This window comes from Novosphingobium aquae (genome assembly GCF_037572715.1).
In the GTDB taxonomy this organism is placed as follows: Bacteria; Pseudomonadota; Alphaproteobacteria; order Sphingomonadales; family Sphingomonadaceae; genus Novosphingobium; species Novosphingobium aquae.
In genome coordinates, this window is the sequence record NZ_JBBHJY010000007.1 from 163,575 (window position 1) to 188,852 (window position 25,278).

Here is a 25,278-nt window from a genome sequence, read left to right on the forward strand (position 1 = left end):
GATGATCACGCTCCACCACCTCAACAATTCGCGTTCGCAGAAAATCGTCTGGCTGCTGGAGGAACTGGAACTGTCCTATGAACTGGTCAGCTATCAGCGCGATCCCGTGACGCTGATGGGCCCGCCAGCGATCAAGGCGCTGCATCCGCTCGGCAAGTCGCCAGTGCTGGACGAGGACGGCTGCCTGATCAGCGAATCGGGGGCGATTACCCAGTATCTGCTGTCACGCTATGGCGAAGGGCGCCTCGCGCCTGATCCGGCCGGGCCTAGCCAGATGCGTTTTCTGGAATGCCTGTACTTCGCCGTTTCAGCGGGCATGAACCCGGTGATGTTCAAGGTCTATGCCCGGGCGTTCAATCTGGTTGACGAGCCGATCGACCTCGCCGCCACGGCAGAGCTTGAGCAGGCGCTCGGTTATATCGACACGCTACTGGGGGACCAGACCTGGCTGATGGGGGATCTGTTCACTGCCGCCGACATCCAGATGAGCTTCATTCCCGAGCTGGCCAAGGCGGTGGGCGCTTTCTCGGGCCATCCGACGATCACCGCATGGCAACAGCGGCTCTATGCCCGCCCCGCCTTCCACCGCGCCATTGCCCGCGGCGGTGCCTACGACTTTGCCCAGCCCATCTGACCTGAGGTTCACGACCATGGAAACAAAAATCCGTTCGATCTACGCGCTCTGGAACGCGCAGGACCGCGATGGCGTTCTGGCGGCTTTTCAAACGCTTGGCCCCGAAGGCTTCACCATCGAATATGTCGGCAGCGAACCGCTGGAAGGCACGCAGGCCATTATCGACATGTGGGAGCAATATGCCGGCTCCTGCACGACCGATGTGGTGACACTGCTGGTCAACGGCAACGAAGCCGCCGCCCTGATCCACAACAACCTGAAGCAGGATGACGGGATCGTGACGATGCCCAGCATCGAGACCTACAAGGTGTCCGACGGCGTTCTGGAAGTCCGTTATTTCCACCAGACTGCCTAAGTCCAGGAACCGGATACGAAAAAGGGGAGGCCCGAAAGCCTCCCCCCTCCTCCTCTCCAGAAGCTGAAAAGTCTTACTTGTAAGGGTCAACCGGCTGCGGCGCCTGAATCACTTCCAGATCGATCAGCATCGAAAGTACGTCCGAGATCGAATAGATGTGGACGATCTTGTCGCCTTCGAACTTGATCCAGCTGAACCATAGCACATCAAGCTGGTTGCCGGTCGGCTCCACACCCATGTAGGGACCGCCGGTGTGCTTACCGTGGTGATGGCACAGCACGCAGATTTCATCGTCACCGTTACCCCAGGCCTTCAACGTGCGATAAAGGCTCGGCGGGAAAGTTGTGTAGAGCGCCTTGGGCGAGGTCGACCATTCCGCAAACGTGCCCAGATCGGGACGGTTCGGGTTATCATAGGTCATCTTTTCGGTGTTCATGTAGCGATCGAAACCGCCCCAGTCGCCAGCGTTGAGCGCGACGTGCAGGTCCATCCACTGGTTCACCATGAAGGCCTGGCGTTCGGTCAGCCCACCCGTAATTTCGGCGCGCTTGGCGGGCGAAAGGGTGAAATCTTCAAGCGTAAAAGGCGGAAGGCGTCCGGCCATAAGGTATCTCCATAGTTAGGCCGACGAGTAGCGGCATGGGCTTGATCGATCACAGGCAAGTGACCGCATTCGAATGTGCTTTTCCGGTCTGCTGCCCCGAGTGCAACCTACCATTGGGAAGGCCTTCGATTTTGCCTGCCTGATAGCACAAGCTGAAACAACGACAGCTGCGGAGAGGCAGAATCATGGCACTTTCACTGGGCGAAATGTCCGACCGGTTCGAGATTCAGGATCTTCTGGTCGGCTACTGCTATGCCGTCGATGACAAGGATTTTGACGCGCTCGACCAATTTTTCACCGAGGATGCGGTAATTGATTACAGCGAAATGGTTGGAGTCAAAGGGTCGCTGGCGGAAATCAAGGCCTTCCTGCGGGCCAGTCTTGGCCCCATTCCCATGGCCCAGCACGCGGTGATGACCACGCAATACAAGTTTGACGGCGACACTGCCGAGACCCGTACCGTTTGCCACAACCCGATGGTCGTCCCCGGCGATGACGGGCAGCCTCAGGCCATTTTCTTCGGTCTCTGGTACATCCACCAGTTCCGCAGGACGGCCCAGGGCTGGCGGATTTCCAGCCTCTACGAAAAGAAATGCTACAATCACAACCTGCCTGACCATGTGAAGGCAATGACGGTATGAAAGTGCTGAACCGCCTGCTGGCGATGGTCCTGCTGCTGCTTGCGGGTAGTCTGTTCTGGATCGGCGGCCAATTGCTGCTGGCTGGTGGTTCACTCTATTACATGCTGGCCGCAATGCTGCTGGCAGGCACGGCATGGCTGTTATGGAAGCAGTCTGCCAAGGCGCTTCAGGTTTTTGCCGCGCTCTGGGCAGGCACACTGCTCTGGGCGATCTGGGAAAGCGGCCTGAATGGCTGGGCTCTTGCTGGCCGGCTGGGATTGCTGACCGGAATCGGCCTGTGGTTGCTCACCCCATGGGTCAGACAATCGCTTGGCACGGCAAAATCCAGTCCCCTGTCCCGCGCATTGCTTGGGCTGGCATTGGCGGGGATCATCGGCGGCACGGCCTGGATCTTCTGGAACGACCGGATAACCGGCGGCACCGATCTGGCGGGGCTGAACGGTGGGCCAATCGACCCCGCGGCCAAGGACTGGACCAGTTACGGCAATGTTGCAGGCGGCAATCGCTATTCCCGGCTGTCGCAGATCACCCCGGCCAATGTCGGCGCTCTGACAGAAGCCTGGACGTTTTCACTGGGCAAGGAACCCAATGGCGAAGCCGCCCCGTTCGAGGCAACTCCGCTGAAGATTGGCGACAAGCTGTATTTCTGCACCGGCTATAACGATATCATCGCGCTCAACGCAGAGACCGGGAAGCAGGTCTGGCGCTATGCTGCGCATGCAGACACCGAGGGAATTTTCGGCCAGACGTGCCGCGGCGTCACCTATTTCCAGGTTCAAGGCGCGCCGCCCGGAACCCCCTGCGCGGCCATGGTCTATACAGCCACGATCGACAGCCGCCTGCTGGCTGTTGACGCGGAGACAGGCAAGGCCTGCGAGACCTTTGGCGAGGCTGGCGCTGTCAATCTGCTGAAAGGCATGAGCGCCGCACCCAAAGGCTATTACCATGTCACTTCGCCGCCAACGATCATCTCTGGCAAGCTGGTTCTGGGCGGCTGGGTCACCGACGGACAAACGACTGGCGAACCATCAGGCGTTATCAGGGCCTATGACGCGGTAACAGGTAAGCTGGCGTGGGCGTGGGACATTGGCAGGCCCGATCGCACAGGCGAACCTGCGCCTGGGGAAACCTATACCCCCGGCACGCCGAACAGCTGGAGTGTCATGAGTGCAGATCCTGCGCTTGGCCTGGTCTATGTGCCGATGGGCAATGCCACGCCTGACTATTATGGCGGGCATCGCACGGCCGAAATGGACAAGTATTCCAGCGCTGTCGTCGCTCTCGATGGGACAACTGGAAAGCCGCGCTGGCACTTCCAGACGACCCATCATGACTTGTGGGACTACGACGTTGCTTCGCAGCCAGTGCTGGTCGATCTGGCCGACGGCCGCCCCGCCCTGATCCAGCCCACCAAGCGCGGCGAACTGTTCATGCTGGACCGCCGTACCGGCACGCCGATCGCAGAGGTCACCGAACAGAAGGTACCGGTGAGCAACGCAGTGGGTGAGCGATCTTCCCCCACCCAGCCGTTTTCGACCGGCATGCCCAGTTTCCGCGGGACCATGCCCAGCGAAAAGACCATGTGGGGTGTGGCCCTTGTCGATCAGGCATGGTGCCGACTGCGATTCAAAGAAGCCCGGTTCGATGGCCCGATGACCCCGGTGGAAGCTGACAGACCGACCATTACCTGGCCAGGTTCGCTTGGTGGGCACAACTGGGGCAGCATTGCGGTTGACCCGGTCAACAAAATCGCAATCGTCAATTCGTCGCACGTCGTCACCTACAGCCGGTTGATCCCGCGCAAGGCAGCCGATGACATGGGATTGAGGCCCGTCGCCAAGCCGAGTTTCGAGAATGTGGCAGGTCCGGTCGCGCAGGCAGGCACGCCTTATGGCGTATCTGTCGCGCCGTTCCTTTCGCCCCTTGTCGCGCCCTGTACAGAGCCGCCCTATGGCCTGATCAGCGCAGTTGATCTGAATACCCGCAAACTTCTGTGGCAGAAGCCATTCGGCACCATGCGTGACAGCGGACCGTTGCTGCTGAGCACTGGCTTACCGATCCCGATGGGGGTGCCGAATATCGGCGGCTCGGTGGTTACAGCATCGGGCCTGGCTTTCATCGGCGCAACGCAGGAGCACGTGTTCCGTGCCTATGACATCCGCACCGGTCGCGAGCTGTGGAAGGGGCGTTTGCCGGCGGGCGGCAATGCCAATCCCATGACTTACTGGTCCGACACATCGGGTCGCCAGTTCGTCGTTATCGCGGCAGGCGGCCATGGCGGCATCCTCTCGGGCTACAGCGACACGCTGATCGCCTATGCGCTGCCGCGCACTCCCCCAAACTAAGGAAAGAACGCCATGAGCATTGTTGCTGTCGTCACTGGAGCGACGCGCGGACTGGGTCGCGGCATTGCGCGCGGACTCGCATCAAAAGGTGCAACGGTTTGCGTTACCGGCCGAAGTGAAGCCGATCTGGCGAGCGTGTCAGACGAGATTTCGGCGGCAGGTGGCAAGCCGCTGGCGATTGTTTGCGACCACACCGACGATGCGCAGGTTGCCACCCTTTTTGCCCAGGTGAAACAGGACCTGGGCGGGCTGGACATTCTGGTGAACAACGCCGCCGCTGTCTATCCCGAGCTGCTGATCGCACCGGGCGGTTTCTGGGCAAAGCCGCTCAAGCTGATCGACATGATCGATGTCGGCCTGCGGTCAAATTATGTTGCGGCCTGGCATGCGGCTCCGCTGATGATTGCCGCCGGCAAGGGCTTGATCGCCAGCATCTCGTTCTACGGCGCGATCTCCTATTTTCATGGACCCGCCTATGGTGCAGCCAAGGCCGGCACGGACAAGATGATGGCCGATATGGCGGTGGACCTCGCTCCGCACGGGGTTGCCGCGATCTCGCTGTGGCCCGGCTTCATCCTTACCGATGCGGTGCGCGCAATGCCGCCGGAGCACATTCCCGACGACCTTCGCGCAATGCTGCCGCACTGGGAAACCCCCGAATTCACCGGGCTTGTGATCGATGCGCTGTTTCGCGATCCAGAATTGATGGCGCTCAGCGGACAGGCATTGATCGGCGCAGAACTGGGCGAGCGCTATGGTGTGAATGACACGGACGGCAAGCAGCCCATGTCATACCGCACCACGATGGGCGCACCTGCCAAACCCTTCACACCCGCGGAAGGTCATGCAGCATGATCGAAGCCGTTCTGGTCGTACTGACCAAAGCACGCCCGGGCCGCGAGGCTGACCTCGATGACTGGTACACCAACATTCATGTCCGCGATGCCTTGCGCTTTCGCGGTTCGATCACTGCCCAGCGTTTCAGCCGCAGTGCCGACCAGCCGATGGTCCTGCCCGACAGCTTCGACTGGCAGTGTCTGGCGCTTTACGATGTCTTCGATGCCGAGCGCTTCTCGCGTGAGCATTGGGACAATGCGCTGACGTCCCGGATGATGGTGACCGATGCCATCGATGATACTGTGCTGGAAGATTATCACTACTACCCGATCGCTTTCCGCGACAACGATCCCGGCACGCAGCATTCGGGCGGCGTCATCTTGGAACAGATCAATGCTGCACCGGGTCAGGATGCCGAATTGCGCGAATGGTATGCCAGCGAATACCTGCCGCAGGCTGCAAGGCGGCCGGGCGTGAAATCGGCAGGGTTCGCCATGTTCCGCCCCTACGGCCAGATGATCCCTACGACGCCGGGCCACAATTATGTCGGCATCTACAAGGTGAATGACGCCGCGGCATGGGAGGCATGGCGGGAAAGCCCGCTGCTTGCTGGCGCATCCTGCGTCGATCAGGAGAGCCTTCGTATGACCCATTGGGACTGGCTGACCGATCAGCTGACCAAGGATGCCGTGCAGAATCCCACGGCCGCAGGCCTTGCAGCAGAAGAGGCCGCGCGCCTGCGGATGGGAGACCGGGTGCTGACGTCCGGTACCGACAAGTTGGGCGCAGCCTGACCGGCTTAGGGAGCTCTAGCTCTAGCTCCAGACCAGCGGCAGGGAAACCGGCTGAATCATCCCGAGGTGATACTCGATCTCGTGCCCCGGCTTGATGCTGAAGTTCTGGATCCGCCCTACAAACTCCTCGATGGCAATGCGCATTTCACGACGTGCAAGGTGCATGCCCACGCACATGTGCGGACCAAAGCCGAAAGAGACATGACGCGGATTGCGGTCGAACCGGATGATTCCGGGTTCAGGAAACTCCTGCGGATCGCGGCCGGCGAGCGTGGTTGACACCGCCACCTTGTCACCAGGCATCATCGTTACACCGCCGAACTCCGTTTCCCTGGTGCAGGTGCGGAAGGTCGTGACCGCAGCATAGGCCCGCATCATTTCGTCGATGGCATGGGGTATCTGCTTGGGGTTATCCTTCAGATAGGTCTGGTCCTGCGGGTTGCGGGCCAGATGAACAAACTGGTTCCCCATGTTGGTTGAAACCGTGTCGAGTCCGCCGATGAACAGGTTAAAGGCAAAGCCCACCAGTTCATCGTCATTAAGCTTGCGCCCTTCGATTTCTACGCTCAGCGCATAGCTGATGATGTCGCCGCGCGGGTTCTTGCGACGGTCTTCAATCTGCTCACGCAGGAAACCCACGACGTTGCGCGTGGCATCAGCGATCTTCCACATATCCATCTCGTGGAGCAGACCGTACTCCCATTCGAGGAACTGCTTGGTGTTACTGAGCGGGAAATCCATCAGCTCGAGGAACACCTTGATCGGGAATTCAAAGGCAAAATCGGCCATGAATTCGCAGGCTCCCTTGTCGCGAAAGGCTTCGATGTACTCGACCGCATAATTGCGGATGCGGCCTTCCAGCTTCGTCATGGCTGAAGGCGTGAACAGCGGGTTGATGAAGGCGCGATATTTGGCGTGCTCGGGCGGATCGATCTCCACCGGCAAATTGGTCCAGGTATCGCCGATCAGCTTTGAAAAGGGCGAAAAATCCTTGCTCGAAAAGGTGTCGGTGTCGAAATAGATCTTCCGCAAATCTTCCACCCTGCGAACGATCCACGCCGGCGTTCCTCCCGGATAGGCATGAGGCGCATAGAAGATATCCGGCCCTTCATGCACCGCCGAAGCCCAGTCGGAAAACGGATCATCGCGCGTCGTCATTCCGAAAACATAGGGAAACGCACGGACCAACGCGGGCGGGACGTGATCAGGAATAGTCGGTTCCGGAAACTGAATCTGCATCGCGGTGCTCCATGCATTCTGTGATCTTGACGAACAGGGCTGGACAAGGGGTTTGGCCTGCGTCCGCGTTTCCCGACTTTCATTAGGTTCAGCTATTAGCTAACATGACTTTGAACAAGCAGGATGAATTTCTGTAGGTTAGTATGATAAAGATGACTATTGCGAAAAACCGCGAAGTAAAGGCCGATGAATACGCTGATCTGCGCAAGGCTTTGACGATGATTGCGGGAAAGTGGAAGCTGGAGATCCTCTGGCTGCTCTATCACCGAACACATCGCTTCGGAGAGCTGCTGCGGACGATTCCCGGCGTGACCCAGCATATGCTGACCCGGCAATTGCGCGAACTGGAAGCCGATGGACTGGTGACACGCAAGGTCTTTGCCGAAGTCCCGCCGCGCGTGGAATACAGCATGACCGAGGCAACCAAGGCGCTGGAGCCGACCATAAAGTCGCTGATGGAATGGTGGCAGAAATTCGGCAAAGCGGAGTCATGATCCAGACCGCGCTACCAACGCCGCCGCATTTGCACCCCGCGCCGGCGCGCGCGCAATTGCCCTTCACGGACGTCGGGTGAAACTGCGGGAGTATCGGCTGGGAGTTGCGCGCGAAGGTCAACCAGATCGATCAGCCGCAAGCTGGGCTGCGGACCGCTGCTTGCTTCGGTCCAGCGCAGCATGATGGCGCCTTCGCCATTGCCGCCGGGATCTAGCCAGTTGGGCACACCGGGATCTTCCAGCGCGATCACTGCCCGGAACCGGCCATCGCTATCGATCCGCGCCTGACCGCCGTTAAGGCTGGACTGGTGGTTCATCCAGTCCACGCTGTTCCACAGCATGTCGGACAACTGCACGTTCCAGTAGCGGACGTGATCCGGCAATTCGGTTTCCAGCAGCAGAACCTTTCCCGGTTCCAGCCGGAACAGTCCCTGATAATAATGCTGGCCTTGCACGCCGCCCTGACCTGCCCAATCATCGTGCTCCAGGCGGTTCCACAGCCCCTTCGCGCGCTGAGCGGCAATGAAACCAAGTGCCATGCCGGACAAGCGCTTAGGATAGGCCGCAAGCGCAGTGAGGCGCTCGGCAATGTCGGAAGCGGAACGGCGGCGCGGGTGATGGGCCTTGTCGATTCGCTCGATGGCGATGCGCGCTTCGCGGCCCGAGCCCCAGTCATAGCTCGCCTGACGCAGCGACAGCGAGCGGGCGGAAGGATCAAGATGGTGCCAGTCACCAGACCAGTCAGCCGGCTTCTCAGCGCTGAGCAGTAATGAAAAACGCCCATCCGCATCCAATGTCAGCCGATCGAAGTCCAGCAGGCCCAAGGAAGGCCCCGGCTTGTCCATGACCCCCAGCCCGCCAGCTGCGATGTCCATCAACAGGAACAACCCCTCGCCGCGCTCACCGGTCAAAAGATAGCTGCCGGCACCATCAATTGTTGCCGTGCCGTAGTTGTAATCGGGATTCGTGCCGACACAGTGCAGATGCGTGCTGACGGCGGGGACGAAATCAGGGAAATCGGCATCGGCAAAGGCAGTGAACCAGCCCGATGCGAGCGTCATCCAGAACAGGCGCTCTGCTTCTGCTGCGGCTTGCGGATCAGCGGGATCGGCCAGCAGGCCAAGCAGTTCGGTCGTGCCGCTGAACGCGGCGATCCGTTCTTCCCATGCGGTCATATATAGTCACCGTAAGCTGCTATATAGTCGCTATAAACCGACTCGACCTGCTCGCGGGTCAGGCCATAATCCGCCAGCTCATATTTATGCTGGCCGTGCTTGTCAGATGGGTTTGCCGCCCACCAGTTACTGACCGCCTGCTGTGTTTCAGCCGAGAAATCCATGCCCGCATGGTCATAGACACTGCGCACCGCCGCCACCGGATCGGCAACGATATCCTTGAAGCGCAGATCGAGCACTTTCACCTGCGGATTGGCCTTGCGCCATGCCATCGAAGCGACCTGCCCGTCATGCCACAGATGCAGCAGTTCCTGCCCCAACGCGGCGCGATCAATCGTTTCGAAGCTGACACAGCGGATCACTTCGATAAGGCGCGAGATCGAAGCCATCACCGTAACCGGATCGCGGTGCGGCTGAACCAGTACAGCATCGGGATAGGCGGCGAACAACTCGGGAAGATGATAGGCGTGCTCCTGCACTTTCAGCACCCAGCGGTCGCGCGGATTTTTCCACGACAAGTGCTGAAGCCACATCTTGTGGACCTGATACCCGAAACGCGTGTCAGCCTGCCGGTACCATTCATAATAGCCGGGCAGGCTGAACAGCATCGTCGGGTTGATCCCTTGGAACGCAGTTTCCAGGATCATCCCGCATTCCTGGGGGATGCGCGCGCCGATAGGGTGCGCCTTCAGCACGTCGGCCCATGCCCCGGTGAAATTGGCCGCGACATAGGCATCGAAGCCGGCTGCGCGCGGATCGGTGTCGAAGGTTGCCGCTTCCGGCGGCGGTGACGGCGCGGCAACTTCCCACTGCAGCGGCGTACGCACCTTGGCATCGGCGCCGATCAGGGAGTGCAGGATCGATGTTCCGCAGCGCGGCAGGCCAAGGATAAAGACCGGTCGATCGATCCTGACCTCGGCGATCTCCGGATGAGCGGCGCGATCTGCGACGATCGCCGCGAGCCGCGCCAGGTTATCGCGAAATTGCGCCAGCGCGCGCTCCCTGCCTTCGGCAGTCAAACCGGTTTCCATATCAAGCGCGGTCAGCGCGGCTGACAGGCCCGGGTATGTTCCCGAGGCGATTTCGCCGCTCAGTCCCGCTTCGGCGAGCATCTCTTCTGCTGTTATCATGCCCGAAGGCTACGACGGCAAAATGCGCCCTCACCCGTCTTGAGATAGGGGCGGACACCATGCCGTGCGTCAATTCACTGTGACCGGGAGAACCGGCGATGATGCTTGATCTGAACCAAGTCTACAATCTGCGCGGCAAAGCCGTGATCGTTACCGGCGCGGCACAGGGCATGGGCGAAGCCATGGCGCGCGCCTTTGCCGGAGCAGGCGCGAAGGTGATGCTGGCGGATATCAGCGGCGATCAGGTTGCATCCGTGGCAAAGGACATAGGCGGCGATGCCGTGGCCAGGGCTGTGGACATGGCAAGCGAGGCCAGCGTCGTTGCTCTGGTCAAAGCGGCGCGGCAGCATTTCGGGCGGCTGGATATTCTGGTCAACAACGCGGGCGTGCAGCACCGCCGAATGCTGGAAGATACCGATCTGGCCTATTGGGACCAGACGCTCGACATCAATCTGCGCGGGGTCATGCTGGCAATGCGAGAAGCCGTGGCGGTCATGCGAGCGGACGAGACAAAGGGGGCGATCGTCAACATTGCCTCGAACAGCGCGTTTCATCCGATGGCGCCCAGCCTGATGGCCTATGCAGCAAGCAAGGCGGGTGTCGTCTCGCTGACCCGTTCGGCGGCCATGGAAGTCGCCAGTGACGGGATTCGCGTCAATGCCGTGTGCCCAGGCAACACGACCACGCCAGGTCAAGGCGCGGCCAGCGGTCCGGGTTTTCCGCCTGAAGTCATCGCCAGGTTCATGCCGCCGCTCGGCCGCCCCGGCCGGCCCGAGGAAATCGCCGCCGCCGTCCTTTTCCTCGCTTCCGACGCGGCAAGCTATATTACCGGCCAGACGCTGATAGCCGATGGTGGACACCTGATCGGATAGGGATGCAGCGTGGCTGAGATCTATGATTACATCGTCGTTGGCGCGGGCTCTTCGGGCTGCGTGCTGGCGAACCGCCTTTCGGAAAATCCGGCCAACCGCGTGCTGCTGCTGGAGAGCGGACCGGACGACAAGAGCCCGCTGATCCGCATGCCGCGCGGTGTGGGAAAGCTGCTCGATCCGGCCAATCGGCATGTCTTCGCCTATCCGGTAACGCCGGCGGGAAACCAGCCGCAGGAACTGTGGCTGAAGGGTCGGACGGTCGGCGGATCAAGCTCGATCAACGGCATGGTCTATATGCGGGGAAGCCCGCAGGACTATGACGATTGGGCCAAGGCGGGCTGCACCGGCTGGGGTTGGGACCGGATCGGCGCGCAATACCTGAAGCTCGAAGACCATGTGCTTGGCACTGATCAATGGCGCGGCACCGGCGGGCCGCTCAAGATTTCACGCTACCCCAAGGGCAATCCGCTGTGCCAGGCGATCCTTGATGCGGCCGGTGAACTGGGCGTGCCAGAGGTTGAAGACGTCAACCATACCGATGTCGTCGCCGATCAGGGCATGGGATACCAGACGGTCACGACCTTCAAGGGCAAGCGTTTCTCCGCCGCCCGCGCCTTCCTCGATCCGGTTCGCGGACGTCCCAACCTTGATATTCTGACGGGGGTGCGCGCAGAAAAAATCCTGTTCGACGGCACTCGGGCCAGCGGCGTGCAATTGGCGGATCGCACCGTCCTGTGCCGCGGCGAGATCATCCTCAGCGCCGGTGCCGTCGAATCGCCCAAGCTGCTTGAATTGTCCGGCATCGGGGACAGCGAACGCCTGAAAGCCCTCGGCATCGAAACGGTGGTCCATAGCCCGCTGGTTGGCGAAAACCTGCGCGAGCATCGCTATATGGCGATGGACTGGCGCGTAACCGGGAACAGTTCCAACCAGAAGCTTCAGGGAATGGGCCTGATCGCTTCCGTACTTCGCTATTTCCTGTCCTCCAGCGGCCCGATGACTGATGCGGCGCATGAAGTGGGCGGCTTCATCAAGACCCGTCCCGGCCTTGACCGGCCCGACGCGCAGATCGGCTCGATGCTCGTGACAATGGGCGTCAATGCTTCCGGGCAGGTCTATCTCGACAAGTTCCCGGGCATGCGGGTGCTTGGCTATTTCACCCGGCCGGAAAGCCGGGGCTGGACGCATATCACCTCCGCTGACACAGCTTCGATGCCGGACATCAATGCCAACCATTTTGCCGAGGATGTGGATCGGCAGACCGCGCTGGACCTGTTCAAATGGCTTCGTCGTCTGGGACAGCAGCCCGCCTTGTCCAACTGGATTGTCGAGGAAGTCGGCGCAGGCGCGGAAATGCATAGCGATGAAGCGATCCTTGCCAACCTGCTCAAGCTGGGCGGCACCAGTTTTCACATCGCCGGAACGGCAGCGATGGGCGCGGACGATGCCAGCGTGCTCGATCCGCAATTGCGCGTCCGCGGGGTCGACGGCCTGCGCGTTTGCGACACCTCCATCATGCCGACGCTCGTTTCCGGCAACACCAACGCCCCCGCCATGGCCATTGCCATGAATGCGGCGGACATGATCCTTGCGAAAGAACCTGCCTGATGACCATTCCCTATACCAATATCACCCAGTTGTTCATCAATGGTAGCTGGGTTGCTCCCGAAGCCGGCAGCGAAGAGGTGATCAATCCGGCGACGGGCGCGGTGATCGGCCACGCGCCGCTGGCCAGCGTGGCCCAGATCGAAGCGGCCATCGGTGCTGCTCGTCAGGCGTTTGATCACGGCCCCTGGCCCACCATGACCATGGATGAACGCGCCAACGTGATGCAGCGCATGGTCGATGCCCTGCGCGCCCGTCAGGCTGATATTGCTGCGCTGATCGTGGCAGAGGTGGGCTGCGCCCAGCACATCACGCACGGGATGCAGGTGGCCAATCCGATCAACCATCTTGTCGCCGCCATTGCCACGGCCCGCCGGGAGGAATCCGAGCGGCTTCCCATCGACATTACACCCAACATGTTCATTCCCGGCGGTCCGCAGTCAATCGGCGGCACCACGGTGGTGCGGGAACCGTTCGGCGTGGTCAGCGCAATCACTGGCTACAATTTCCCCTTCCTGCTCAACCTCGCCAAGATTGCCCCTGCTTTGCTGGCCGGGTGCACTATGGTGCTCAAACCGTCGCAGTTCACGCCCTATTCGGCGCTGCTGTTTGGCGAGATCAGCGAGGAAATCGGCCTGCCCGAGGGCGTGCTCAATATCGTCACCGGGGGCATCGCCGAAGGTCAGGTGCTGTGCACGGACGAACGCGTGGACATGGTCACTTTCACCGGATCGGAAGGGGTCGGCGCGGCGATCATGGCGCAGGCCGCGCCGACGCTGAAGAAAGTACACCTCGAACTCGGCGGCAAGTCCGCGATGATCGTGCGTCACGATGCCGATGTGCAGCGCGCGGCCGCGATGGCCGTGGGCTTTCTCTCGGTCAATGCCGGCCAGGGCTGCGCCATCCCGACGCGGTTGCTGGTGCACAACTCCATCCGCCCAGCCTTTGCCGCTGTGGCCAAGGCAGTGGCGTCACAGATCAAGGTGGGCGATGCCTCGGACCCCACGGTTACCATGGGGCCGCTGATCCGCGAGAGCCAGCGCAACAAGGTCGAGCACTACATCGCATTGGGCAAGGCAGCCGGAGCGACCCTGCTGTGCGGCGGCGGCAGACCTGCTGGTCTGGAAGGCGGCTTCTTCACCGAGATGACGCTGTTCGACGATGTCACCAACGACATGGCTATCGCTCAGGACGAAATCTTCGGACCTGTCGGCTGCATCATCGGCTTTGATACCGATGATGAAGCAATCGCCATCGCCAATGACTCGCGATATGGCCTTAACGGCGCGGTCGAGACCGCCGATGCCGCCACCGGCTATGCCATGGCCATGCGCATCCGCGCAGGGAGCGTTTCACTCAATGGCGGCACCGGAACGATGAGCTATGCCCCTATCGGCGGCTACAAGCGCTCGGGCGTCGGGCGAGAATACGGTCCGAACTGGCTACGCGAATACCAGCACGAAAAGTCGGTGTTCTACCCGATCGGATAATTCCCCTTACAACCCCTGCGCCACCCCAAGCACACCGTCTGCAAAGCACTCCATAGCGGCCTCGCGCTGGGCTGGATCACCGATCCCCCAGGCGAGGTCAACCACCCCTACCCCGCAATCGCGGATCGCTTCCATTTTGCCTTTGAGCGTTTCGGGGCCGCCGACAAAATAGGGCTCCAGAACCAGCGGCACCACCGGTGGACCGCCCATTGTCTTTTGCTGGATTTGCGCCTGTTCGGCCATTTTCTGGCCGAAAAACGCGCCCATCTCGTCCATCGCCCTGGCATCGCTTTCCGCCGCATAGGCAATCCCGCGATAGATGACCTGCTCTGGCCCCGGCTGCCATCCGGCGCTCGCTGCCTCGGCCTGATAGAGCTTCACCCAGTCGCGCACCACCTCTGGCGGGGCAAACGAAAAGGCAATGCCCATGCGGCGGGCAGCAGCGAAGCGCACCGATTCATCGCTGTTGCCTGATCCGAAGATCGGCGGATGCGGTGCCTGAACGGTTTTTGGCCAGACCGAGACTGTGCTGAACTGATACTGCGCGCCGTGCCAGGCAAAGGGTTCGTCCGAAGTCCATGCCTTGATGATCAGGTCGATGCCTTCCTGCGTCATCGCGCGGGTCGCGGCGGCATCGGTGTCGTAGGTCTGGTGTTCATTCGGCGTGCCGCGCAGGAACAGCACGATCAGACGTCCGCCGCTGAGCATATCGACCATCGCCAGTTCCTCGGCGAGGCGGACCGGATTTGACAGCGGCACCAATGGCCCGAGCAGCGCGATCTTGGCGCGGCTGGTCACCTGCGCCAACGCGCCCGCCATCACGCAGGGATTGGGCGTCATGATATAGGGCGCGTAATGATGTTCCGACAGGCTGACCCAGTCAAAGCCCAGCTCATCCGCCTTGCGCGCCATGGCGAGGCTGTGGGCGAACGATGCCTGCGCCACATCCGGCCTGCAATAGGCAGGCTCTGCCGGCCAGATTTCAAGGCCGGGAGCGGGCCCATCGTAACCCGTCATGCAAAGACTTGATATCAGCATATCGCCACTTCTCCCAAGCCTGCTGGCTAATGCGGATTGGCCGCGAAACCCCCTATCCAAAGAAGGGCCACGTCCGCTCCGCGCAAACTAGACTCCCGGCAACACCGAGAAGAGGAAGCTGGGGATGAATCAGGCGGTTCGTGTCGGAACGGGTCTAAGCGCGCAGGATGAGCGTGCAATCACCGCCGTGCTGATCGCCTATGCCACCGGGATCGATCAGCGTGACTGGCCCCTGTTCCAATCGCTGTTCACCTTCGATTGCGAGGTAGACTACGGCGGCTTTGGCAAGTGGCACGGCGCAACCGCCATCACCGAATACATGAAGCAGGCGCACGCCGATATTGGCCCGACCCTGCACCGGATCAGCAATATCGAAATTCACTCTGCGAGTGGCGGGGTCCTTGCCCGGTCCTATGTCGATGCCTTGCTGACGCCGATGAACGTCGGTGGCCCCACTCACCGCGGCGTTGGCTATTACGATGACCAGTTCGCCCGCACAGGCAGCGGCTGGCAGATCGCCAGACGCCAGTTTCACGCCGTCCTGCTTGATTGAAAGCTCTGACATGACCAGCCTTGCCGGAAAAAATGCAATCGTCACGGGGGCGTCTTCGGGCATTGGTGCCGCAACGGCCCGCAAGCTTGCTGCGGCCGGAGCGAATGTCATGCTGGTGGCGCGCCGGCGAGATCGGCTGGAGAAGCTTGCCGCCGAGCTGGGTCCTGCAGCGACTACCCTTGAGCTGGATCTTGGCGGCGCTGATGCAGCGCAAGCCTTGCTTGATGCCGCCACTTCGCGCTTCGGGAAGACGGATATTCTGATCAACAATGCCGGAATTCTGCGCACCAGCCATGTCGATTCCTTCGATCTGGCCGAACTCGAGCCGCTGATTACCATCAACTACACCACAGTGGTTCGCACCAGTCTGCTTTTTGCCCGTCAGATGAAGGCCAATGGCGCAGGACAGATCGTCAATCTCTCCAGCATCGGCGCCAGCCTGACTGCTGCGGGTACTGGCGTCTATGGCGGGCTCAAGGCGGCGCTGGAGCGGTTCACCGATGTCTTGCGGATCGAACTGGCAGGCAGCGGCGTGCGCGTCGGGCTGATAGCGCCCGGCACGACCACCACCGAAATCTTCGCCGACATGAAGCAAAAGGGGCAGCCGGGCTGGGATGAATTCATTCCGCCAATGGTGCCCGATGACATTGCCAAAGCCGTGTTGTTCATGTGCGAGCAGACCGGTAACGCCAATGCCGCGCGGATGCACATCTACGCCACTTCGGAGGGCTTCTGATCAGTCCAGCCTGCCATAGGCAGACATATCGAAAGACTTGAACGGTTCACCCCTGCAGACCTTGCCGATCCAATCGGCATCCATCAGCGCAGCGCGGCCGATGGCGACCAAATCGAATTCGCCGGCGCCGAAACGGCGGGCTACTTCGTCCAGATTGTCGATCGATGCGGTCGGTTCCATGAATGAGCTTTGCAGGTCCTTGTCAAAACCGATACCGCCAACGGTCATGACCGGCTTGCCGGTCAGCTTACGCACCCAGCCTGATAGGCCCATGTCCGAACCGCCAAACGCAGGTGCGTCAAAATGGCGGGTCGAAACGTCAAAGATATCGACGCCGGAATCAGCCAGTGCGCTGGTGATCATGGACAGTTCTTCAGGGGTCTCCGCCAACCTTGCGCCATAGTCCTGCAGCTTCCATTGCGAGAAACGGTAGATGATCGGCTTGTCTGCAGGGATCGCCCGGCGAACCGCCCGCACCACTTCGCGCGCCAACCGGGTGCGGCGCAGCCGGTCTCCGCCCCACTGATCGCTGCGATGGTTGGTTTCGGCCCACAGGAAACTATCGAGCAAATAGCCGTGCGCACCGTGAAGCGCGATGGCATCGAAACCCAGGTGATGCGCCTGCGCCGCAGACCGGGCAAAACCTGCGATTATGTCGGCAATTTCGGAATCGCTGGCCGGAACACCTGGAGCCTTCACCGCTTCGAGATAGTCCGGCGGAACCATCGCCTTGTCGAAAGGCCCCCATACGCCCGACGGGCTGATCGAAGATGCCTCTGGGTGCGGGCCGGTTCCGGCAAGGCGGATCGGCCCCATGTGCCACAGCTGCGGCGCAATCTTGCCACCAGCAGCATGGACGGCATCGACGATGGACTTCCAGCTGGCCAGTGCCGCTTCGCCATACATTACGGGCAGCGCCGGGCCGCCGGTCGTTCCATCTCCCAATGCTGCGGGATGATCCGGGCCGACGCCCTCGGTGATCACCAGCCCCATTTTCGCCCGGCGTGCATAGTAATCGGCAGCCTCCGGCACGGGCACGCCGCCAGGACTGAAATTGCGCGTCATCGGCGACATGACAAAGCGGTTCGCCGTGGTCAGCGAACCACAGGTAAAGGGCGTAAACAGCGGTTCCAGCTCGTGTCGCATCGTGTCCTCACGCAAACATGAGTTGCCACCTCGGCGCGATTGCGCGGGGCCGGACCTTCCGCAAGACAGGGGATGACGACTTGCCCTCAGTCAAAAGATCCTTCGCAGCGGCTTGATCTCGATCAAGCCTGACCCGCCCGAATTGGGGGATTGCTGCCGGCAGGATTGGGAGGGACGATATGCCGGAACTGGCTGCCACGATCGAAAGCGACAAACTTGGAGACCTGCTCGAACAGTCTCTCTATGCCGTGGCCGAAGCGGGTGAGGACATTACGCCGCATTTCTTTGCGCGCTTTTTCGCCTGCCATCCCGATCAGCAAGCCATGTTCTTTCAGCCGTCTGTGTCCTGCGGAGCGATGGTGAGCGAGATACTCGAAAGTCTCATCGCGCTTTCGACCAAGGAAAGCTGGGTCGATACCTCGATCCACAACCTCGTCATTGCCCATCGCTGCTATGGCAACTTTTCTCTGCCACTCTACGCAGAACTGCTCGATCTGTTTGTCGAGACCTTGGCAGATTTGGCGGACGAGCGCTGGTCAACAGATTATGAGGCAGCGTGGCGGCAGGTTACGGCAGACCTTTACCGGCTGATCGCCCATGCACACTAGGATCACGCAGGCACGACCTTGATCGCAGCTTGCGGACAGGCATCGGCCCCTTCGCGCGCGAGATCTTCCATGCCGTCAGGCACGATTTCGTCATCAACATAGACGATGCCGTTCTCATCCAGCTTGTAAACATCGGGGCAGATATCGGCGCAGACGCCATAGCCGCAGCACGCCGGCTTGTTGATCACTACCTTGAGCTTGCCCTCTCCAGACATGCCAAAACTCCTCTCATCCAAACTTTGATATGCAACTTACACCTTGAACATATTTCATTCAATATGTATAACGCGAATCAACGAGAAAAAACGACCTGAGGAGAAGATCACCATGCTGCAGCAAGCAAGCCTGGTCCTGCGAGACGGAACCACCCTCGACGATCTGATTATGCGAGACACCAATGAGGTGTCGCTGCGCGTGATGACCGACGAAGAGCTGTATTCCCATGAAATGGAGCGGATCTTCGCCAAGACTTGGCTGTTGCTGGGGCATGAGAGCGAAATTCCCAAGTCCGGCGATTTCATTGTCCGCGACATGGCGGAAGACAACGTCATCATTGCGCGTGATCGCGACGGCAACGTCAATGTTTCGCTGAACGTCTGCCCCCATCGCGGCATGCGCGTCTGCCTGGGAGAGGCAGGCAACAAGCCGATTCACCAGTGCATCTACCACGGCTGGGCCTTCAAGCCGAACGGCGACTTCATCGGCGCACCTGTCGAGCGCGAGAAGATGCACGGCAACAATGTCGACAAGGCGACGCTGGGCCTGAAGAAGGCGCGCGTCCACCTCTATGGCGGGCTGATCTTCGCCACCTGGAACATCGAAGGGCCCTCGTTCGACGAATATCTCGGCGACATCAAATACTACATGGACCAGTTGTTCTGCCGCACCGACAACGGGCTGGAACTGCTCGGCCCGCCGCAGCGCTTTGTCCTGCCGTGCAACTGGAAGGTGCCGGGCGAACAGTCTGGCTCTGACGGTTTCCACACCCTCACCCTGCACCGAAGCCTCATGGAAGGGGGTGTCATGGGCGGCACGGCAGAATCGATCTACGATCAGGCTCCGGGCATGTACGGCGTTGATGTATCGTGCGAGCAGGGACATTCGCTGCGCTGTCTTGAGGCGGAAAAAACCTTCAAGATGTTTGCCGACGTGCCGTTTGAAGGCAAGTCTGTGGAGGAACGGCTCAACCTGCTGACGCCCCCGGGCATCACCAAGGAAATGATCCCGCAGCTGTTCCGGAACCTTTCCGCCGATCAGGTGGAACAGCTGGCGACCATTCCGCCGCAGGTGGGCGGCATGTTCCCCAACATCCTGATCGCCTTCATCTTCGCGCCGCGCACCGATGGCGGATCATCGGGCGCACTGGCGCTCCATACCTATGTGCCGAGAGGCCCGAACCAGGTCGAGTTCGTCAACTTCATCTTTGCAGAGAAGGATGCACCCGAGCAGATGAAGCGCGATATGCTGCAGAACTCGATTCAGCAGACCGGCACTTCAGGGACGATCGAGCAGGATGACGCCGACGTCTGGCCGGTTATCATGCGCAACGCGCGCGGCGGCGTGAGCAAGCATATGACGCTGAAATATCAGGCGCTGCACGGCCATGAACGCCCCGAAGGCTGGAAGGGCGGCGGACTGCTCTATCCCGGATTTACCAAGGACGACACCCAGTGGAACTGGTGGATGGCCTATCACAAGCTGATGAGCGAAGTCTGAAAAGCACGCTCGTTGCGCTGAGAGGAGTGAGACATGACCTGGGTTACCAAATCGACCGCTGCCCCCGATTCCACGACCATCCTGCGCGGGCTTTCCTCGCGCAAGCGGGTGCCGCTCGGCTCGGCAGTGTACAATCGCCTGCTTGAAACGCTTTATGACGAAGCCGCAGCTCTCGACGAGCGCCGGTTCGATGACTGGATCGCCATGCTTTCTGCCGATCTGGTCTATCAGGCCCCGATCCGCATGACCCGCACCGGGGTGAACCGGGATCGCGACGTGATGCGGACCATGTTCCACTTCGACGACGATTATACCTCGATCCTGATGCGGACCGGCCGCTTGCAGAAGAGCGCATGGGCCGAAGATCCGCCATCGCGTTGCCGCCGCTTCATCACCAACGTTCGCGTTGGCGAGTGCGAGACTGCAGGCGACTACGAAGTCGTCAGCTACCTCTATCTTGAGCGCAGTCGCGGTGACAATCCGCACAATGAGCAACTCACTGCGGAACGCCGCGACGTGTGGCGCGATGTCAACGGTGCCTATGTCCTCGCCCGTCGCGAGATCATTGTCGACCAGTCGGTGCTCGGCATGTCCAACCTCGCGGTCTTCCTCTAAGTTCGATGGCGGGCGGGTCCCCACCCTCTATTGTCGTGGTTGGCAGCGGGCTGGCCGGGTTCGGCGTTCTGCGCGAGCTGCGCCGGCTCTCGCCCGATGCCAAGCTGACTCTGGTGACGATGGAGGATGGCCATTTCTATTCGAAGCCTGCGCTTTCAACAGCGCTCGCCAAAGAGAAGACGGCCGACACGCTGATCACCTCGAATGCCGGGAAGATGGCCCTGCAGCTGAAGCTGGACGCCCGCACCGGCCGGCAGGCTGAGGCAATCGACCGGGCCGGCAAGGCGCTGCTGACCACGGGGGGGCCGGTGCCTTATGACGTGCTTATCCTGGCGACAGGGGCCATTCCCGTCCGTCCGCCAATCGAGGGCGAAGCCGCCCACCGCGCCATCGCGGTCAATCAGCTCGATCACTATGCGCGGTTCCGCACCGAACTGCCCGATGGCGCGCGCGTCCTCATCATGGGTTCCGGGCTGGTCGGCACCGAATTTGCCAATGACCTGATCTCCACGGGATACAAGCCGGTGGTGGTGGATATGCTGCCGCTCCCGTTGGCGCAGCTGGTGCCGCCGCCGGTGGGCGAAAAGGTGCGAGATGCCCTTTCTGCTCAGGGTGTGGAATGGCACCTCGGCCGGAAAATCACCGCGATAGGCTATCGCGGAGGCGTCCCGGGTTATGTCGCCACTCTGGACGACGGCACGATGGTAGAGGCTGACCTTGTCCTGTCGGCAGTCGGCCTGCGCCCCAATGTGAAGCTGGCCGCAGAGGCCGGACTGGACATCGGACTTGGTATCAAGGTCAACGAATATGGCCAGACCAGCGATCCGCACATTTTTGCCATCGGTGATTGCGCCGAATATCAACACGGCCTTTCGGCCTATGTCACGCCGATCATGGCAGCGGCACGGGGGATCGCACCGTCTGCGCTGGGTACGCCCACCGAGATCCGCTTTCCGCCGCTTTCGGTCCAGGTGAAGACCACGCTGCTGCCGATCAACCTGCTGCCTCCGCCGCGCAGTGCCAAAGGCGAATGGCGCTGCCTTGAAGACGATGCAAAGGGATCAAAGCACCTTTTCGTCGATACAGGCGGGATCGTGCGCGGTTACGTGCTGACACAGGACAAGTGCGAAGAACGCATGGAAATGGACGCAAAAGTGGGAGGGACTGCATGAGCCGCTTGCTCGAAGGTAAGGTCGCGATTGTCACCGGCGGGGCCAAAGGGCTTGGCCACGGTATCTCTCGCGCGTTGGCAAAGGAAGGCGCATCGCTGATGATCAGCGGGCGCGACGGCGCAGCGACTGCCGCCGCTGCTGAGGAAATCGAGCGCGAATTCGGCACAAAGGCCATCGGCATCGCCGCAGATTCAGGCGTCAAGGAAGACGTTCTCGGCATGGTGCAGCAAACGGTCGATACGTTCGGCGGCATCGACATACTGGTCAACAATGCGTCCTTGCTGTCCGCCGGTGTCCTCCTGGAACACAAGACCGACGAGATGCTGCGCCGCACGCTGGACATCGGCGTCTGGGGCAACTGGTGGGCGATGCAGGCAGCATTCCCGCACATGAAGGCGCGCGGCGGCGGATCGGTAATCAACTTCAGCTCGATCGATGCCCAGACGGGTGCCTGGCTGCACAGCGATTACAACATCAACAAGCTGGGCATCGTCGGCCTGACGCGCAGTGCCGCAGTGGAATGGGGCCGGTTCAACATCCGCGTCAATGCCATCGCGCCAACCGGGCTGGGCCAGGTTTTTGCCAAGCTGGTCGATGAAGTGCCAGGCTTTATGGAAACGGTCGTCGCGTCAAACCCGCTGAAACGTGCGGGCGACCCGGAAAAGGATATCGGCCCGGTGGTTGTCTTCCTCGCCTCGGAAATGTCGCGCTTTGTGACGGGCGAGATGATCAACGTCGATGGCGGGCAGAACCTGCCCGGCTACGTCAGCATTCCGCACAATCTGGAAGAACTGGAAAAGGGCACCGCATGAAACTGGCAACCGCCCCGATCGAAGAAGAGCCCGCGCTCGAAGTGGAGCTTTCACCCAGCGTGATCCGCATCCTCAGCGGGGCCCTGGATGCAATAGCGGCACGCGGCGTGAAGCGGCTGTCGATGAGTGACATCATCGATGCCAGCGGTGTTTCGCGCGGTACGCTCTATCGCTATTTCTCGAACAAGGACCAGGTCCTGTCTGCCGTCGCGGAATTTGTCTGCACTGGCTTTGAAAGCGGCATTCGCGAATCTGGCAAGGGCATCGAAGACCCGATCCTTCGGCTCAAGGCGGTGATGCAATTTTACGCCCGCTACACCGAGGAAAATTCGCCAGGCCGGGTGTTCGAGGTGGAGCCAGCCTTTCACCTCGCCTTCTTCCGCAGCCGTTTCGCAAGATACAAGCAGGCAGTGCTCGATGCGCTTGAACCCACCTTTGACTATCTTGACACGCTGCTGGGCGAACCGATGAACCGGGACGGCTTCGTCGAAGGGCTGGTGCGCAACCAGCTCAGCACTTTGCTGATTCCCGCCAGCGATCAATGGAAACAGCTTTGGAATGATACGGCCGACAACATCCAGAAATGGGCGTTGGCGATAGCCGCATCACGCAATTGAGCAGGAAAGGAACACCATAATGGCCACTGCAGCACAGCTCGACCCGAAAGATCTCAACGCCTTTGCCGACCGCGCAACGGCTGACGCCATGGTTGCCAAGGCGAAGGAACTGCGACCACTGCTGATGGCGGAAGCCGCAGCTGGCGAGGCGCAACGCTCTCCCACCGAGGCCGTAGAGCGGGCGTTGAACGAAAACGGCATTCTTGGCGCCCTGCTGCCCCGGCGGCTTGGCGGCATCGGCCTGTCGTTCACCGATTTCTGCCGCATGCAAATCGAGATTGCCAAGGGGGATCCTGCAATCAGCTGGGTCGTTCAGATCATCAATGGCACCAGCTGGGTGACCAGCCTTGCTCCGGACAGCGTGCAGGATGCCGTTTTCGCCAATGGCCCGGCAGCCGTCTGCGGCGCCTACAATCCGCCGGGCAAGGCCCGCAAGGTTGATGGCGGCTGGATCATCAACGGAGCCTGGCCCTATACCTCGGGATCGCGCCAATCGACCTGGGCGCAGCAGGGCGTGGTGCTGGAGGGCTATGAAGGCCCCGTCGTTCCTGGCATTTCGATGTGCTACATTCCCTTCAGCGACCTGACGATCAAGGACAGCTGGTACGTAACCGGCATGCAGGGCACAGGTTCAGACACCAGCGTGGCCAAGGACGTGTTCATTCCTGAAGGCCAGATGGTGCTGATGGACGAACGCGCTGGTCAGATTGACCGCACCAAGCGCCACTTTGGCGCCCCATCGGATCTTCTGCCAGTCGTTCCCGTGGTTCGCACCACCGGCATTGCCCAGCTCATCGGTGCAACAGAGGCCATGCTGGAAATCGTCCGTGACGAGGCTGGCAAGAAGCCTGTGCTTACCACGACCATCGGACCTCGCACCAATTCGGGCGCCTATATGCGCGATCTGGGTGAAGCTGCGGCCATGATCGACACGGCCAAACTGATCCTGTTCCATCTGGTCGGCGAATTTGACCGCGTCGGCTTGACTGACAGTGAGCTGACGCTGGATGACAAGTCACGTCACCGTGCCCAGTGCGCGCAGATGATCAAGCTGGTGCATTCGGCTTCGGAATCGCTTATGTTTCTGGCGGGATCGTCGGCATTCTCGCTCGACAAGCCGATCAGCCGCTACTGGAAGGACGTCTCGATGGGCCTGCGCCACATCCAGAACATCCCCACCATCGGCTATGAAATCTATGGCCGCAACATCGCGGGCGGCGACATGATCTCGCCTCCGGGAGCCTATTGATCGGCGATCAGGCGCGCGCGGAAGAAACTGAGTATTTCGTCGCGCGCCTGAACTGTTGGCTGCCCTGCCTCGTTGATCAGATGCAAAGTCACCACGCTGTGCGGGGTCTTGAGCGGCGCATCGCGATTGGCTGCTGAATCGGGGAGGACCTTGCCGATGAAGCGGTCCCCCAAAGCCTCGCTATAGGCCGCAAACCTCTCGGCGCGGCAGAAGCTGTCACCGTCAAAGCGATAGGCGAGCACGGTCAGATCTTCAGCCTCCATCCTTGCCTTGACCGCAGCCAGCTCGTCAGGATCGATGGCGAGCCCGGCAGGATTATGCATCGGCATTGATGGCTGCGACATCACGGGCGCAACAACCGCCTTTTCCAGCATCATCGACAAAGCGAAATTGCCAGTAAAGCACATGCCGATCGCCCCCACGCCCTTGCCGCCGCACTCCTTGTGCGCCTCCGCTGCGAGCGCGCGCAGCCAGCGGGTAACCGGACTGGAGGCATTGCTGGCGAAGGCACGGAATTCCTTGCTGATGCAGGCGCGCGCCAGCGTGAGCATGGCCTTGCCGTTGCCGGGCAGCACACCATCTTCGCCGAACAGCGATGGCATATAGACCGTCAGCCCGGCATCACGCACCCAGCGGGCAAACCGAGCGACGTAGGGGCTGATGCCGGGAATTTCCGACATGACGATAACTGCCGGACCGGTTCCTGAAACATAGACGCGCTTGGTTGTACCCAGCAGGGTCACGTCCCGCCTGTCGAAATCATCGAGGGTATCCCTGAAATTCGGATCTATATCAGGCATC

General features: G+C 60.8%; 27 protein-coding genes. 19 read left to right on the top strand and 8 right to left on the bottom strand.

Annotation, left to right across the window (positions count from 1 at the left end; translation table 11 throughout):
• Window position 1: 1 nt before the first annotated feature.
• Both WG900_RS14325 and WG900_RS14330 read left to right on the top strand, forming a co-directional pair.
• Complete coding sequence (locus tag WG900_RS14325) at window positions 2-634, top strand: glutathione S-transferase family protein (protein ID WP_339967971.1); 633 nt, start codon at window positions 2-4, stop codon at window positions 632-634.
• Window positions 635-650: 16 nt separating this feature from the next.
• Complete coding sequence (locus WG900_RS14330) at window positions 651-989, top strand: nuclear transport factor 2 family protein (protein ID WP_339967972.1); 339 nt, start codon at window positions 651-653, stop codon at window positions 987-989.
• Window positions 990-1,062: 73 nt separating this feature from the next.
• Here the strand turns inward: WG900_RS14330 and WG900_RS14335 are convergent, their stop codons facing one another.
• Entirely contained in the window at window positions 1,063-1,593 is a 531-nt protein-coding gene (locus tag WG900_RS14335) for an ester cyclase (RefSeq protein ID WP_264415333.1), read from the bottom strand.
• A gap of 185 nt (window positions 1,594-1,778) precedes the next feature.
• On the opposite strand from WG900_RS14335, the gene WG900_RS14340 reads away from it, so the two are divergent.
• The 4 genes from WG900_RS14340 to WG900_RS14355 are packed head-to-tail and all read left to right on the top strand — an operon-like array spanning window position 1,779 to window position 6,210.
• Window positions 1,779-2,234, top strand: a complete 456-nt coding sequence (locus tag WG900_RS14340) for a nuclear transport factor 2 family protein (RefSeq protein ID WP_339967974.1) — start codon at window positions 1,779-1,781, stop codon at window positions 2,232-2,234.
• Window positions 2,231-4,579, top strand: a complete 2,349-nt coding sequence (locus WG900_RS14345) for a membrane-bound PQQ-dependent dehydrogenase, glucose/quinate/shikimate family (protein ID WP_339967975.1) — start codon at window positions 2,231-2,233, stop codon at window positions 4,577-4,579. Before WG900_RS14340 ends, WG900_RS14345 begins: the two co-directional genes overlap by 4 nt.
• A 12-nt stretch (window positions 4,580-4,591) precedes the next feature.
• Window positions 4,592-5,434 carry an SDR family NAD(P)-dependent oxidoreductase gene (locus tag WG900_RS14350; protein WP_339967977.1) on the top strand — a complete coding sequence of 281 codons (843 nt, stop codon included), beginning with the start codon at window positions 4,592-4,594 and terminating at the stop codon, window positions 5,432-5,434.
• On the top strand, window positions 5,431-6,210 hold the full coding sequence (locus tag WG900_RS14355; RefSeq protein ID WP_339967978.1) for a hypothetical protein: 780 nt from the start codon (window positions 5,431-5,433) through the stop codon (window positions 6,208-6,210). Before WG900_RS14350 ends, WG900_RS14355 begins: the two co-directional genes overlap by 4 nt.
• 21 nt (window positions 6,211-6,231) lie before the next feature.
• On the opposite strand, the gene WG900_RS14360 is transcribed toward WG900_RS14355, so the two are convergent.
• Complete coding sequence (locus WG900_RS14360) at window positions 6,232-7,449, bottom strand: cytochrome P450 (RefSeq protein ID WP_339967979.1); 1,218 nt, start codon at window positions 7,447-7,449, stop codon at window positions 6,232-6,234.
• A 143-nt stretch (window positions 7,450-7,592) separates the two neighbouring features.
• On the opposite strand from WG900_RS14360, the gene WG900_RS14365 reads away from it, so the two are divergent.
• Window positions 7,593-7,943: a winged helix-turn-helix transcriptional regulator gene (locus WG900_RS14365; RefSeq protein ID WP_339967980.1), complete on the top strand. Its 351-nt coding sequence runs from the start codon at window positions 7,593-7,595 to the stop codon at window positions 7,941-7,943.
• An 11-nt stretch (window positions 7,944-7,954) separates the two neighbouring features.
• On the opposite strand, the gene WG900_RS14370 is transcribed toward WG900_RS14365, so the two are convergent.
• Complete coding sequence (locus tag WG900_RS14370) at window positions 7,955-9,118, bottom strand: hypothetical protein (RefSeq protein ID WP_339967981.1); 1,164 nt, start codon at window positions 9,116-9,118, stop codon at window positions 7,955-7,957.
• Window positions 9,115-10,248, bottom strand: a complete 1,134-nt coding sequence (locus WG900_RS14375; protein ID WP_339967982.1) for a sulfotransferase family protein — start codon at window positions 10,246-10,248, stop codon at window positions 9,115-9,117. The genes WG900_RS14370 and WG900_RS14375 overlap by 4 nt, the downstream gene beginning before the upstream one ends.
• Before the next feature lie 98 nt (window positions 10,249-10,346).
• On the opposite strand from WG900_RS14375, the gene WG900_RS14380 reads away from it, so the two are divergent.
• Genes WG900_RS14380 through WG900_RS14390 form a run of 3 tightly spaced genes read left to right on the top strand, consistent with a single transcriptional unit; the run spans window position 10,347 to window position 14,215 of the window.
• Window positions 10,347-11,120, top strand: a complete 774-nt coding sequence (locus tag WG900_RS14380) for an SDR family NAD(P)-dependent oxidoreductase (RefSeq protein ID WP_339967983.1) — start codon at window positions 10,347-10,349, stop codon at window positions 11,118-11,120.
• Between the two features lie 9 nt (window positions 11,121-11,129).
• Window positions 11,130-12,728, top strand: coding sequence for a GMC family oxidoreductase (locus WG900_RS14385; RefSeq protein WP_339967984.1), 1,599 nt, complete (start codon window positions 11,130-11,132; stop codon window positions 12,726-12,728).
• Entirely contained in the window at window positions 12,728-14,215 is a 1,488-nt protein-coding gene (locus WG900_RS14390; protein ID WP_339967985.1) for an aldehyde dehydrogenase family protein, read from the top strand. Before WG900_RS14385 ends, WG900_RS14390 begins: the two co-directional genes overlap by 1 nt.
• A 6-nt stretch (window positions 14,216-14,221) precedes the next feature.
• On the opposite strand, the gene WG900_RS14395 is transcribed toward WG900_RS14390, so the two are convergent.
• The gene (locus WG900_RS14395; RefSeq protein WP_339967986.1) at window positions 14,222-15,232 is read right to left on the bottom strand and encodes an LLM class flavin-dependent oxidoreductase; all 1,011 of its coding nucleotides are present in this window, start codon (window positions 15,230-15,232) and stop codon (window positions 14,222-14,224) included.
• 145 nt (window positions 15,233-15,377) lie between these two features.
• Here WG900_RS14395 and WG900_RS14400 point away from each other — a divergent pair, with 145 nt between their 5' ends.
• Both WG900_RS14400 and WG900_RS14405 read left to right on the top strand, forming a co-directional pair.
• Window positions 15,378-15,806: a nuclear transport factor 2 family protein gene (locus WG900_RS14400; protein WP_339967987.1), complete on the top strand. Its 429-nt coding sequence runs from the start codon at window positions 15,378-15,380 to the stop codon at window positions 15,804-15,806.
• Entirely contained in the window at window positions 15,799-16,542 is a 744-nt protein-coding gene (locus WG900_RS14405; protein WP_339967988.1) for an SDR family oxidoreductase, read from the top strand. The genes WG900_RS14400 and WG900_RS14405 overlap by 8 nt, the downstream gene beginning before the upstream one ends.
• Here the strand turns inward: WG900_RS14405 and WG900_RS14410 are convergent, their stop codons facing one another.
• A complete protein-coding gene (locus WG900_RS14410) occupies window positions 16,543-17,688 on the bottom strand; it encodes an oxidoreductase (protein WP_339967989.1) in 1,146 nt (381 codons plus the stop codon).
• 179 nt (window positions 17,689-17,867) lie between these two features.
• Between WG900_RS14410 and WG900_RS14415 the strand changes: the two genes are divergently transcribed.
• Window positions 17,868-18,296: a globin gene (locus tag WG900_RS14415; protein ID WP_339967990.1), complete on the top strand. Its 429-nt coding sequence runs from the start codon at window positions 17,868-17,870 to the stop codon at window positions 18,294-18,296.
• Window positions 18,297-18,298: 2 nt separating this feature from the next.
• On the opposite strand, the gene WG900_RS14420 is transcribed toward WG900_RS14415, so the two are convergent.
• Window positions 18,299-18,511, bottom strand: a complete 213-nt coding sequence (locus tag WG900_RS14420; RefSeq protein WP_264415316.1) for a ferredoxin — start codon at window positions 18,509-18,511, stop codon at window positions 18,299-18,301.
• Between the two features lie 112 nt (window positions 18,512-18,623).
• Here WG900_RS14420 and WG900_RS14425 point away from each other — a divergent pair, with 112 nt between their 5' ends.
• The 6 genes from WG900_RS14425 to WG900_RS14450 are packed head-to-tail and all read left to right on the top strand — an operon-like array spanning window position 18,624 to window position 24,477.
• Window positions 18,624-20,012 carry an aromatic ring-hydroxylating dioxygenase subunit alpha gene (locus tag WG900_RS14425; protein WP_339967992.1) on the top strand — a complete coding sequence of 463 codons (1,389 nt, stop codon included), beginning with the start codon at window positions 18,624-18,626 and terminating at the stop codon, window positions 20,010-20,012.
• A gap of 33 nt (window positions 20,013-20,045) precedes the next feature.
• A complete protein-coding gene (locus WG900_RS14430; protein WP_339967993.1) occupies window positions 20,046-20,627 on the top strand; it encodes a 3-phenylpropionate/cinnamic acid dioxygenase subunit beta in 582 nt (193 codons plus the stop codon).
• A gap of 5 nt (window positions 20,628-20,632) precedes the next feature.
• Complete coding sequence (locus WG900_RS14435; protein ID WP_339967994.1) at window positions 20,633-21,799, top strand: FAD-dependent oxidoreductase; 1,167 nt, start codon at window positions 20,633-20,635, stop codon at window positions 21,797-21,799.
• Window positions 21,796-22,611, top strand: coding sequence for an SDR family NAD(P)-dependent oxidoreductase (locus WG900_RS14440; RefSeq protein ID WP_339967995.1), 816 nt, complete (start codon window positions 21,796-21,798; stop codon window positions 22,609-22,611). Before WG900_RS14435 ends, WG900_RS14440 begins: the two co-directional genes overlap by 4 nt.
• Window positions 22,608-23,228, top strand: coding sequence for a TetR/AcrR family transcriptional regulator (locus tag WG900_RS14445; protein WP_339967998.1), 621 nt, complete (start codon window positions 22,608-22,610; stop codon window positions 23,226-23,228). The genes WG900_RS14440 and WG900_RS14445 overlap by 4 nt, the downstream gene beginning before the upstream one ends.
• Before the next feature lie 19 nt (window positions 23,229-23,247).
• Complete coding sequence (locus WG900_RS14450) at window positions 23,248-24,477, top strand: acyl-CoA dehydrogenase family protein (RefSeq protein WP_339968000.1); 1,230 nt, start codon at window positions 23,248-23,250, stop codon at window positions 24,475-24,477.
• Here WG900_RS14450 and WG900_RS14455 read toward each other — a convergent pair.
• Window positions 24,471-25,277: a dienelactone hydrolase family protein gene (locus WG900_RS14455; protein WP_339968002.1), complete on the bottom strand. Its 807-nt coding sequence runs from the start codon at window positions 25,275-25,277 to the stop codon at window positions 24,471-24,473. The genes WG900_RS14450 and WG900_RS14455 overlap by 7 nt on opposite strands.
• Window position 25,278: the final 1 nt, after the last annotated feature.

Bases quoted from the DNA above. Each gene is read 5' to 3' on its own strand.
- WG900_RS14325 (WP_339967971.1), top strand. From the start codon at position 2: ATGATCACGCTCCACCACCTCAACAATTCGCGTTCGCAGAAAATCGTC.
- WG900_RS14330 (WP_339967972.1), top strand. From the start codon at position 651: ATGGAAACAAAAATCCGTTCGATCTACGCGCTCTGGAACGCGCAGGAC.
- WG900_RS14335 (WP_264415333.1), bottom strand. From the start codon at position 1,593: ATGGCCGGACGCCTTCCGCCTTTTACGCTTGAAGATTTCACCCTTTCG.
- WG900_RS14340 (WP_339967974.1), top strand. From the start codon at position 1,779: ATGGCACTTTCACTGGGCGAAATGTCCGACCGGTTCGAGATTCAGGAT.
- WG900_RS14345 (WP_339967975.1), top strand. From the start codon at position 2,231: ATGAAAGTGCTGAACCGCCTGCTGGCGATGGTCCTGCTGCTGCTTGCG.
- WG900_RS14350 (WP_339967977.1), top strand. From the start codon at position 4,592: ATGAGCATTGTTGCTGTCGTCACTGGAGCGACGCGCGGACTGGGTCGC.
- WG900_RS14355 (WP_339967978.1), top strand. From the start codon at position 5,431: ATGATCGAAGCCGTTCTGGTCGTACTGACCAAAGCACGCCCGGGCCGC.
- WG900_RS14360 (WP_339967979.1), bottom strand. From the start codon at position 7,449: ATGCAGATTCAGTTTCCGGAACCGACTATTCCTGATCACGTCCCGCCC.
- WG900_RS14365 (WP_339967980.1), top strand. From the start codon at position 7,593: ATGATAAAGATGACTATTGCGAAAAACCGCGAAGTAAAGGCCGATGAA.
- WG900_RS14370 (WP_339967981.1), bottom strand. From the start codon at position 9,118: ATGACCGCATGGGAAGAACGGATCGCCGCGTTCAGCGGCACGACCGAA.
- WG900_RS14375 (WP_339967982.1), bottom strand. From the start codon at position 10,248: ATGATAACAGCAGAAGAGATGCTCGCCGAAGCGGGACTGAGCGGCGAA.
- WG900_RS14380 (WP_339967983.1), top strand. From the start codon at position 10,347: ATGATGCTTGATCTGAACCAAGTCTACAATCTGCGCGGCAAAGCCGTG.
- WG900_RS14390 (WP_339967985.1), top strand. From the start codon at position 12,728: ATGACCATTCCCTATACCAATATCACCCAGTTGTTCATCAATGGTAGC.
- WG900_RS14395 (WP_339967986.1), bottom strand. From the start codon at position 15,232: ATGACGGGTTACGATGGGCCCGCTCCCGGCCTTGAAATCTGGCCGGCA.
- WG900_RS14400 (WP_339967987.1), top strand. From the start codon at position 15,378: ATGAATCAGGCGGTTCGTGTCGGAACGGGTCTAAGCGCGCAGGATGAG.
- WG900_RS14410 (WP_339967989.1), bottom strand. From the start codon at position 17,688: ATGCGACACGAGCTGGAACCGCTGTTTACGCCCTTTACCTGTGGTTCG.
- WG900_RS14415 (WP_339967990.1), top strand. From the start codon at position 17,868: ATGCCGGAACTGGCTGCCACGATCGAAAGCGACAAACTTGGAGACCTG.
- WG900_RS14420 (WP_264415316.1), bottom strand. From the start codon at position 18,511: ATGTCTGGAGAGGGCAAGCTCAAGGTAGTGATCAACAAGCCGGCGTGC.
- WG900_RS14425 (WP_339967992.1), top strand. From the start codon at position 18,624: ATGCTGCAGCAAGCAAGCCTGGTCCTGCGAGACGGAACCACCCTCGAC.
- WG900_RS14430 (WP_339967993.1), top strand. From the start codon at position 20,046: ATGACCTGGGTTACCAAATCGACCGCTGCCCCCGATTCCACGACCATC.
- WG900_RS14435 (WP_339967994.1), top strand. From the start codon at position 20,633: ATGGCGGGCGGGTCCCCACCCTCTATTGTCGTGGTTGGCAGCGGGCTG.
- WG900_RS14440 (WP_339967995.1), top strand. From the start codon at position 21,796: ATGAGCCGCTTGCTCGAAGGTAAGGTCGCGATTGTCACCGGCGGGGCC.
- WG900_RS14445 (WP_339967998.1), top strand. From the start codon at position 22,608: ATGAAACTGGCAACCGCCCCGATCGAAGAAGAGCCCGCGCTCGAAGTG.
- WG900_RS14450 (WP_339968000.1), top strand. From the start codon at position 23,248: ATGGCCACTGCAGCACAGCTCGACCCGAAAGATCTCAACGCCTTTGCC.
- WG900_RS14455 (WP_339968002.1), bottom strand. From the start codon at position 25,277: ATGCCTGATATAGATCCGAATTTCAGGGATACCCTCGATGATTTCGAC.